This window comes from uncultured Lutibacter sp., assembly GCF_937891065.1.
Taxonomy (GTDB): Bacteria; Bacteroidota; Bacteroidia; order Flavobacteriales; family Flavobacteriaceae; genus Lutibacter.
In genome coordinates this window covers 1-9,615 of the sequence record NZ_CALAEQ010000193.1, presented here as the reverse complement: position 1 = coordinate 9,615, position 9,615 = coordinate 1, and the positions used below count along the sequence as shown (strand labels likewise).

The following is a 9,615-nucleotide window of genomic DNA, read 5'->3' as shown; positions in this document are numbered from 1 at the left end:
CTCTATAGCTCAAGCTGCCTACCCCTTGAAATAGAGCGAGTAACTCTAAAATTTCAATATACGTGACATTTCACCGCATAGAGTTTACCTGGTTTCACTACAGCCGAACTGTACTTGCTTTCTGTTGCACTTGTCCTCAACTCACGCTGGACGGATGTTATCCGCTATACTACTCTTTGGTGTCCGGACTTTCCTCTCCGTTAAAACGGAACGATAAGATGATCTACTTAATTTTTGCAAAAATACGCTAATAAATTGATAAAAAAAACCCACTCATTAATATGAGTGGGAAAATTGCTATGAAAAAGAAAAAGTGTTATTAGATGTTTCACTAACAACATTTTATCAAATATACTTAATTTTTAAAAACAAAAAATAAAAAGAATGTTAATTTTATGAAAACATATCTTTTACCTTTTCAAAAAAGGATTTATCAAACTTTGAAGGATTTGGTTCAAAATTTTCATCTTTTATCATTTTTTCAAAAAATTCTTTTTGTTCTTTTGAAATATTTTGAGGTGTCCAAACATTGATGTGAATTAATAAATCTCCATTTCCATAGTGATCTATACTTGGCAAACCTTTACCTCGTAATCGTAATATTTTACCCGATTGTGTTCCTGGTTCAATTTTAATTTTGACTTTTCCAGAAACTGTATCTATATTTGTACTAACACCTAAAACTGCTTCTGATAAATTAATGTATAAATCAAAATGTAAGTTTGTCCCTTCCCGTTTTAATGTTTCGTGCTTAATTTCTTCTATAACTACAATTAAATCACCATCCATAGAGTTATTTCCTGGTGCTGAATTTCCTTTTCCATTCACTTTTAATTGTACACCTTCAGTAACTCCTGCTGGAATTTTTATAGAAACGGTTTCTTCTTTAAATTCAAGTCCACTACTATCAGCTCCTTTAGGTTGTTTATCTAAAATCTCACCAGCTCCTTGACATGTAGGACATGTTGAAGCTGATTGCATGCGTCCTAAAATAGTGTTAGTTACGCGCATCACTTGACCTTGACCATTACAAGTAGTACAAGTTTTAAATGTAGCTCCTGGTGCTTGAACTTTTCTTTTAACTTTTACTTTCTTTTCAACTCCATTAGCAATTTCTTCAAGCGTTAACTTTACTCTAATTCTTAAATTACTACCTTTAACTCTAGCTCTTCCTCTAGAACTTCTTCCTCCAAAGCTTCCACCACCAAAACCACCTCCGAAAATATCTCCAAACTGGCTAAATATATCATCCATGTTCATACCACCACCGCCAAAACCGCCACCGCCATGACCTCCATTTTCAAATGCGGCATGTCCATATTGATCGTAACGCGCTTTTTTGTTTTCGTCACTTAAAATTTCATAAGCTTCAGCTGCTTTCTTAAAATTATCTTCGGCAGCTTTATCATCTGGATTTTTATCGGGATGATATTTTATAGCCATTTTACGATAACCTTTTTTAATCTCAGCTGGTGTGGCATTTTTGGAAACACCTAATATTTCGTAGTAATCTTGCTTCATTTTTCTTTTATTATTGTCCTATTACAACTTTTGGATATCTTAATACTTTTTCGCCCAATTTATACCCTTGCTCAACAACATCCATAATTTTACCTTTCATATCTTCAGATGGCGCAGGAATTTGTGTAATAGCTTCATGTATTTCTACATCAAAAACATCACCTTGTTCTACTTTAATAAAACTTAATCCTTTTTGAGTTAATGAATTTTGAAGTTTATTTTTAATTAACTCCATTCCTTTTAACAACTCTTTGTCTTTTACTTTTTTAATTTCAGCTAAACCTCTGTCAAAATCATCCAATATTGGCAATAAAACTGTCATTAAATCTTCATTGGCAGTTCTAAATAATTCAATACGTTCTCTTGCAGTACGCTTTTTATAATTTTCAAACTCAGCAAACAAACGTAAAAATTTATCTTTTTCTTGAGAAACTTCTTTCTTTAACTGCTCTTCAGCACTTATTTCTTGGGTTTCTTCTTGTTGAATATCGTTATCCTCTATATCTTTTTCTTCTTTAGTATCCTTCTTTTTACTCATTGTTTTTACTTAAAAAATTTATCATTTTAATAGCCTGCAAATGTATTGCCATTTTTTAAATTATGCCAATATGACATTTATAAAATTTGAATTCCTTAATAATTAAATAATTGATTATTTTAAAAGTTAATTTATTTAGGAAGTATTTAGCATAAAAAAATTCCCGTAAAAGCGGGAATTTTTAAATTTATGTTTTAATTAAATTAATCTACACGGGTTATTTTTGCTCCAATAGCTCTTAAACGCTCATCAATATTTTGATACCCTCTATCAATTTGTTCTATATTTTGAATTGTACTTGTACCTTTTGCTGATAATGCAGCAATTAAAAGTGAAATTCCGGCTCTAATATCAGGTGAAGTCATTGTAGTACCTTTTAAACTAAATTCATGGTTCATACCAATAACTGTAGCTCTATGTGGGTCGCAAAGTATTACTTTGGCTCCCATATCAATTAATTTATCAACGAAAAATAAACGGCTTTCGAACATCTTCTGATGTATAAGAACACTACCTTTTGCTTGTGTTGCTACCACTAAAATAACACTTAATAAATCGGGTGTAAAACCTGGCCAAGGTGCATCAGATATTGTTAAAATTGATCCATCTATAAAATTTTGAATTTCATAACTATCTTGTTCAGGAATAAAAATATCATCACCCCTTCGCTCTAAATTAATTCCTATTTTTTGAAAAACACGAGGTATTAATCCTAAATCATCCCAACTAACATTTTTAATAGTAATTGAGGACTTTGTCATAGCTGCCATACCAATCCAACTACCAATTTCAATCATATCAGGTAAAATTCTATGAGAGCACCCATTTAATTTTGTAACACCTTCAATTTTAAGCAAATTAGAACCAACTCCTGTAATGTTAGCGCCCATACTATTCAACATTTTACACAACTGCTGTAAGTAAGGCTCACAAGCAGCATTGTATATTGTTGTAGTTCCTTTCGCCATAACTGCAGCCATTACAATATTTGCGGTTCCGGTTACTGAAGCTTCATCTAAAAGCATATTAGTCCCAATTAACTCATCAGCTTCAACTCCATAAAATAGTTCTTCATGGTTATATCTAAAAGTTGCTCCTAGTTTTATAAAACCTTCAAAATGTGTGTCTAACCTGCGCCTTCCTATTTTATCTCCACCAGGTCTAGGAATATATCCTTTTCCAAAACGAGCTAATAGTGGACCAACAATCATAATTGAACCACGTAAAGAACTTCCGTCTTTTTTGAAGTTTTCAGATTCTAAATAATCTAAGTCTAGATCATCTGCTTGAAAAGTATATGTATCAGTACTAATTTTGCTAATTTTAACACCTAATTCCCCTAAAATAAAAATTAATTTATTAACATCTCTAATATCTGGAATATTGCTAATAGTAACTTTTTCTGCTGTTAATAATACTGCACAAACAACTTGTAAAGCCTCATTTTTAGCACCTTGAGGAGTAATATCACCACTTAATTTATGACCTCCTTCAATTATAAATGTTGCCATTTTGTATTAAAATTTATTTATTTAAAATTTTTCTTTGGTCTTGGTTTATTGTAATGCTTATTAGTTTGCGTTTTAGTGATTTTTTTAGTTGGAGTTTTCTTTTTTAATAAATCTTTTACTTCTGACAAGGCTTCATTTTTATTAGTTAAGTCAATTTCACCTTTTGATAATTCAACTAAATGTTTAAAAATTACAGCATCATCAACAGTATCTTTATTCCAATTCAAATAACACTTTTTCATATGATTGGCAATCGCAAAATATAAGGCTTCACGTGCATCACCTTCTTCCCAAGTTAAAGCCGTTTTAATCATGGCCTGAATATTATTACCGTAATATCTATATCTTGAAGCATATTTAGGATACTCTAAACGTTCTGGCTTTTCTAACAAAGCTGCTCTTTCCAGTTTTTCATAGGGTGAGTCAACGTCTAATTTAAAATCAGCCATAATAAAAAGTTGATCCCATAATTTATGTTTAAAATCAGGAACATCTCGTAAGTGTGGTTGTAAATTTCCCATAACATCTACAATTGCTTTTGCCATTTTATTTCGTTCATCAGCATCTTCTAAAGCAATGCAGTGATCTATCAATTTTTGTATATGGCGTCCGTATTCCGGGATAATTAAATGCGTTCTTTCTGCGTTGTATTCTAAATCAAATTCCATGTATCTTTCTTCTTTTTTATAAATGCAAATTACAATATAAATATTGGTTTTACAATCTTATTTTAACCTAAAATTGTAAGCTTTGCGAATTGTAGTAATAATTTTTTCACACCTACTGAACCAAATCTAATGGCTGCTTTTTGGTTTGCTCCTGTTCCTTCTAAACTTAGAACTTCTCCTTTACCAAACTTTGTATGCTCTACAATATTGCCTACAACAATGCTGCTATCAAATAAATTTGTGGCTATAATTGTTGATTTAGTTACTTTCTTTAAATTTTTAGGAGGTGAAAATTGAATCTTTTGAATTTCATTTTTTTTAACGGGTGTACGCTGAATAGGTTTTTTAAACCTTATTTTATTTTGAGGCACACTTCCAAAAATATCTTCATCCAAAAATTTATGTTGTTTTGGAATTGGCATTTTTACAGTTAAAAACTCTAAAAATTGTTCATCAATTTCTTCTAAAAATCTACTTGGCTCACAATCTACTAATTTTCCCCAACGATACCGTGTTTGAGCATATGTTAAATACGCTTGTTTTTCAGCTCTTGTTAAAGCTACATAAAATAAGCGGCGTTCTTCTTCTAACTCACTTCTAGTATTCATACTCATTGCTGAAGGAAATAAGTTTTCTTCCAAACCAACAATATAAACATAAGGAAATTCCAAACCTTTTGCTAAGTGAATAGTCATTAACGATACACGCGGTGTATCATCTTTCTTTTCACTATCAAAATCGGTTGCTAAAGCTACATCTTCTAAGAAAAAAGCTAAAGAATCTTCTTCTTCTTTTTCCTTTTGAACATCAACAAAATCTTTAAGACCGTTTAATAATTCTTGTATATTTTCAACTTTACTAACACCTTCCGGTGTGCCATCACTTTCTAAATCCTTAATTATCCGCGTTTGTTTTATTACAAATTCAGCAACTTCAAATGCATTTTTAGTTTGCGCCTCAATTTGAAAATGCTGCATCATTGTCACAAAGTTTATCAACTTTGTTTTAGTTCCAGCATTTATATTTATATCTAGCTGATTTAACGTTAAAAGTAATTCGAAAATTGATTTTTTATAATGATTTGCAGCAACGGACAATTTATCAATTGTAGTTGATCCTATTCCTCTAGCTGGATAATTAATAACCCTTTTTAAAGCTTCTTCATCATTTGGGTTTATTAACAAACGTAAATATGCTAATGTATCTTTTATCTCTTTGCGCTGATAAAACGATAAACCTCCAAAAATTTTATATTTAATATCTTTTTTCCGAAGCGCATCTTCAATAGCACGTGATTGTGCATTTGTACGATATAAAATAGCAAATTCAGAATTTTTAAGCTGCAAATTCATTTTATTATCAAAAATTGAATTTGCAATAAAACGCCCTTCTTCTGCTTCTGTATAAGTGCGCATTACTTTAATTTTTGAACCTTCATCATTCGCTGTCCAAACCTGCTTATCTAACTTTGTTTTGTTTCTTTGAATAACACTATTTGCTGCTTCAACAATATTTTTTGAAGAACGATAATTTTGTTCCAGTTTAAAAATATTCACCTTATCATAATCTCGCTGAAAATTTAAAATATTTTGAATATTTGCACCACGAAATGAATAAATACTTTGAGAATCATCACCTACAACACAAATATTTTGAAACCGATCAGCTAATGCTCTAACAATTAAATATTGAGAATGATTTGTATCTTGATACTCATCAACCAAAATATATTTAAATCGTTGTTGGTATTTTGATAAAACCTCTGGAAAACGCGTTAATAACTCGTTGGTTCTCAATAATAAATCATCAAAATCCATAGATCCTGCTTTAAAACAACGCTCTACATATTGGTTATAAATTTCACCAATTTTTGGACGACTCGCCATTTTGTCTGCTTCAATCAATTCCGGATTATTATAATAAGCTTTTACAGTAATTAAACTATTTTTAAACGAAGAAATACGACTTAAAACCTGTTTTGGTTTATATCTTTCTTTATCTAATTGCATTTCTTTAATAATGGAAGAAAGCAATCGAACAGCATCTTGTGTATCGTAAATTGTAAAATTAGATGGAAAACCTAAATGATGACCTTCAGAACGTAAAATACGAGCAAAAACAGAGTGAAAAGTACCCATCCACAAGTTTTTTGCTTCAGAATCGCCAACTACTGTTGCAATACGATCTTTCATTTCTCGTGCTGCTTTATTGGTAAAGGTTAATGATAATATGTTAAATGGATCAACATTATTATTCATTAAATTAGCTATTCTATAGGTTAAAACTCTCGTTTTACCTGAACCAGCACCAGCAATAATAATCATTGGACCGTCTTTATGTAAGACGGCTTCTCTTTGAGATTCGTTAAGATTTTCTAAGTAATTGTTCACAGGAATACTTTAATAGCCAAAAGTACTATTCCAAATTTAGTTTCGCAATAAAAGTTATTGAAATCCTTTAGTTAATTATTATAACTTGTTTTTTAAACTGATTTAGAAAAATGAACAACAAACCGAATACCATAAAAAAACTAAAAATTAATAACAATAAATTATAATTTTCAATTGGACTGAAACCATTCAAAAATAAAAATCCTTGTAAAAATAAAACCAATTCAGTCACAAAAACCCCAAATAAAAAAGTGAAAATTCCAATTTTAGAAATAGTATTTCTAAATTCAATTATTTTTAATTCGGCTAAAATTAAGAATAGAAAAACACTCATAAAAGCCAAGGTAAATAAATGTAAATATCCAATAATAAAAAAAGGTTTTAAAGCCAATGATTTTTCAACAATAAAAGGAAATGCTGAAGCAATTTGTATTACAATCTTTAATAAATACGCTATCAGCCCAAATTTTAATAATAACCTAGAAATTGATTTCCATTTTAATTGCGGTAATGCTTGTCTTACAATTTTCATCAAAAAGAATAATGAAATGAGTTGCAATATTGAAGCTGCAAAACCTACTACATAAAAAACAGAAGAAATAGTACTCCATAAAATGGACAATGCATACGCAGGTATGCAAGCAACATTTAAATATAAAAAGAAGTTCTCTTGTAATTTTTTAGAAATTATAATCTTTTGTTTTTCAAAAATTTTGAATAAAAACCCAAACAGCACAAAAACAAAATAACCGTTGTATAAAAAGTGTAGATAAAAATATACCGTGTTAAAATACAAATCCGTTTTCCCTTGTGAGACTAAAACACCTGCCAAAAACCAAGTTGCTAAACTTGATAATATATAGTAATAAATACCATATTTTATTAATTTATGAGCTACACTTTTCCCTTTTATATCTTTTAAAAATCCATACGAAAGCACATAACTAGCCAATCCGAATATAGAAAGTACAATAATTGAAAATGCTTTATAACCACCTAAAGGAAAACTAATTAACATTAAAATTATAGTTAATACTATAATAGAAATTGTTATTTTATAAATCTTTTTATGTTTTGCTGACGCCTCTACAAAATTAGAAAGCAGCACTCCAATAGTTGCCAAATATCCCCAACCTAAAAATGCTACATGAGAATGACTTTGCAAAAAGTGCTTATAGTTTACAAATACTAATGGAAAAGTAAAATTCCATCTTAATAACAGCCCATACAAAGCTGATAAAATAAACAATGAAAAAGCCAATAAGTATAAAAGTTTACTACCTTTTTTAAATATCATTTAAATTGTTTTAGACTGCAAATAAACAAGAATTTTATGTATTCTCTTAAAATTAGACATAAAAAAAACGGCAGTTTAAAAATTTTAAACTGCCGTTTTTTTTATGTTTAATATAAATAATTATTTTGTGAACGTGTATGATACTCCAACCATAACCATATCTGTTGTCATTTCATAACCAACACTTGATCCTGGAATTTTACCATAAGGATTTGTTGGAGATGCCATCATTGGGTTCATAAGTTGCCCCTCTGTTTTACCATCACTAGCTCCATGATGATACACACCATTTAACATTAAACTATCAGTTAATGGGTAACTAAAACCAAATTGAAAAGCATTTGCAATAACTGCAGTTGCTGGTGATGAATAGAAAGCTAATTCATCATCAATTGGGTTAGTACTGTATGTATAACCAACTCTTAAAGGTAGTTTTTCAATTCCTTTGTATTGAAATCCAACAGAAAGTATACTAATGTTTTTCCATCCAAAACCTGCAACAGATCCAGTTTGTGTCCAACCTTTAGCTTCAAAACCTGGTGTATTTTCATAATCAACATATCTATAATCCATTGCAAAATCAACATCTCCTTTTGAATATCCTAAACCAAATGATAATATTGCAGGATAATCCATATTAAATGCATTTTCAGTAACTGAATTATCTAAATGAGTATTTTTAAATTCTAAATCACTAAAAGCTTGTGCCGTTTTGTATGATGCACCAATTTTAATTCCTCCTGGTGAATGATAAAAAGCACCAAATTGCGCTCCAAATCCTAGTGCAGAAGCTTTGTCACTTATACCGTATCCTGCTGCATTTGGGCTTGCTGTTGGGTTTGGCGCTAATTCTAAAGCTGCATAATTAAATGTTGGTTGAATACCAATTGAAAAAGTTTCTGAAATTTCATATGCCCAAGCTAATCCAACTTGTAATAACATATAATCTGATTCTAAATGTCCAAAACCTCCTGCTTGTTGAGGATAATTCATTGGATTAGAATTTTCCATCGGATTAAACGTAGGACTCATTGGATTGTTAGCTTCTTCTGGAAAAGTAACTCCAAAACCGCTAATTCCAAATGCAGATGCACCAAATGTATGCTTACTATCTTCTTTACCCCAAACCATTGCTAAAGCCGGCATTGGAGAAACACCCCTATCATCTTGAGTTACTCCTGAAACAGCTGGAGCACCAGGGCCTAACATTCCTGCTGGCAAACTTCCACTTAATTCTGGAGAAGAAAAGAAAGCTCCAATGTTAAAATCTAATATTTTGTTATCAAATACTGAAATTGCTGCAGGATTCCATTGTAAAGCTCCACTAATATCTAATGGTTGTGCTGTTGAAGCTCCACCCATAGACATATTAACTGCTCCAACTCCCTGCATAATGTGCCCTGCTTGGGCAAAAGTTGCTGTTGTAAATAATACAACTGCTAATCTTAATAAGTTTTTCATAATTGAATAATTAATTTAATGTTCATTTTTATTTAACAAATGTTATATAGCTAGCACCTATGATGCTACATTTGTTACATTACAAATTTAGATTCTTTAAGAGTTGTAATTTATGACAATTATCAGTAAAAATAAATCGTTTAGTAATAATTGTTACAAACTTATTTAATAAAAATTAGTAGAAATCAAACTCTTACATTATAATTATAATAAATTTTGAATTTCAGTA

Annotated in this window: 7 protein-coding genes and 1 other RNA gene; all 8 read right to left on the bottom strand. The window is 30.4% G+C overall.

The genetic code is table 11. From position 1 onward, the window contains the following. Positions 1-230: RNase P RNA component class A (gene rnpB / locus Q0352_RS10610), an RNA gene on the bottom strand; the annotation flags it as partial. A gap of 163 nt (positions 231-393) precedes the next feature. Continuing rightward, a complete protein-coding gene (gene dnaJ / locus Q0352_RS10605; RefSeq protein WP_299527302.1) occupies positions 394-1,521 on the bottom strand; it encodes a molecular chaperone DnaJ in 1,128 nt (375 codons plus the stop codon). 10 nt (positions 1,522-1,531) lie between these two features. After that, positions 1,532-2,059 carry a nucleotide exchange factor GrpE gene (locus tag Q0352_RS10600; protein WP_299527300.1) on the bottom strand — a complete coding sequence of 176 codons (528 nt, stop codon included), beginning with the start codon at positions 2,057-2,059 and terminating at the stop codon, positions 1,532-1,534. 203 nt (positions 2,060-2,262) lie between these two features. After that, positions 2,263-3,570 (bottom strand): UDP-N-acetylglucosamine 1-carboxyvinyltransferase, encoded by a 1,308-nt coding sequence (gene murA / locus Q0352_RS10595; protein ID WP_299527298.1) that lies wholly within the window; start codon positions 3,568-3,570, stop codon positions 2,263-2,265. A 17-nt stretch (positions 3,571-3,587) separates the two neighbouring features. Beyond that, positions 3,588-4,238 carry a DUF4290 domain-containing protein gene (locus Q0352_RS10590; protein ID WP_299527296.1) on the bottom strand — a complete coding sequence of 217 codons (651 nt, stop codon included), beginning with the start codon at positions 4,236-4,238 and terminating at the stop codon, positions 3,588-3,590. A 62-nt stretch (positions 4,239-4,300) separates the two neighbouring features. After that, a complete protein-coding gene (locus Q0352_RS10585; RefSeq protein ID WP_299527294.1) occupies positions 4,301-6,628 on the bottom strand; it encodes an ATP-dependent helicase in 2,328 nt (775 codons plus the stop codon). Between the two features lie 67 nt (positions 6,629-6,695). Continuing rightward, complete coding sequence (locus Q0352_RS10580) at positions 6,696-7,925, bottom strand: hypothetical protein (protein ID WP_299527292.1); 1,230 nt, start codon at positions 7,923-7,925, stop codon at positions 6,696-6,698. Positions 7,926-8,045: 120 nt separating this feature from the next. Continuing rightward, a complete protein-coding gene (locus tag Q0352_RS10575; RefSeq protein ID WP_299527290.1) occupies positions 8,046-9,386 on the bottom strand; it encodes an OmpP1/FadL family transporter in 1,341 nt (446 codons plus the stop codon). Positions 9,387-9,615: the final 229 nt, after the last annotated feature.

Coding starts and splice junctions, on each gene's coding strand:
- murA (WP_299527298.1), bottom strand. CDS start 3,570: ATGGCAACATTTATAATTGAAGGAGGTCATAAATTAAGTGGTGATATT.
- dnaJ (WP_299527302.1), bottom strand. CDS start 1,521: ATGAAGCAAGATTACTACGAAATATTAGGTGTTTCCAAAAATGCCACA.
- Q0352_RS10600 (WP_299527300.1), bottom strand. CDS start 2,059: ATGAGTAAAAAGAAGGATACTAAAGAAGAAAAAGATATAGAGGATAAC.
- Q0352_RS10575 (WP_299527290.1), bottom strand. CDS start 9,386: ATGAAAAACTTATTAAGATTAGCAGTTGTATTATTTACAACAGCAACT.
- Q0352_RS10590 (WP_299527296.1), bottom strand. CDS start 4,238: ATGGAATTTGATTTAGAATACAACGCAGAAAGAACGCATTTAATTATC.
- Q0352_RS10580 (WP_299527292.1), bottom strand. CDS start 7,925: ATGATATTTAAAAAAGGTAGTAAACTTTTATACTTATTGGCTTTTTCA.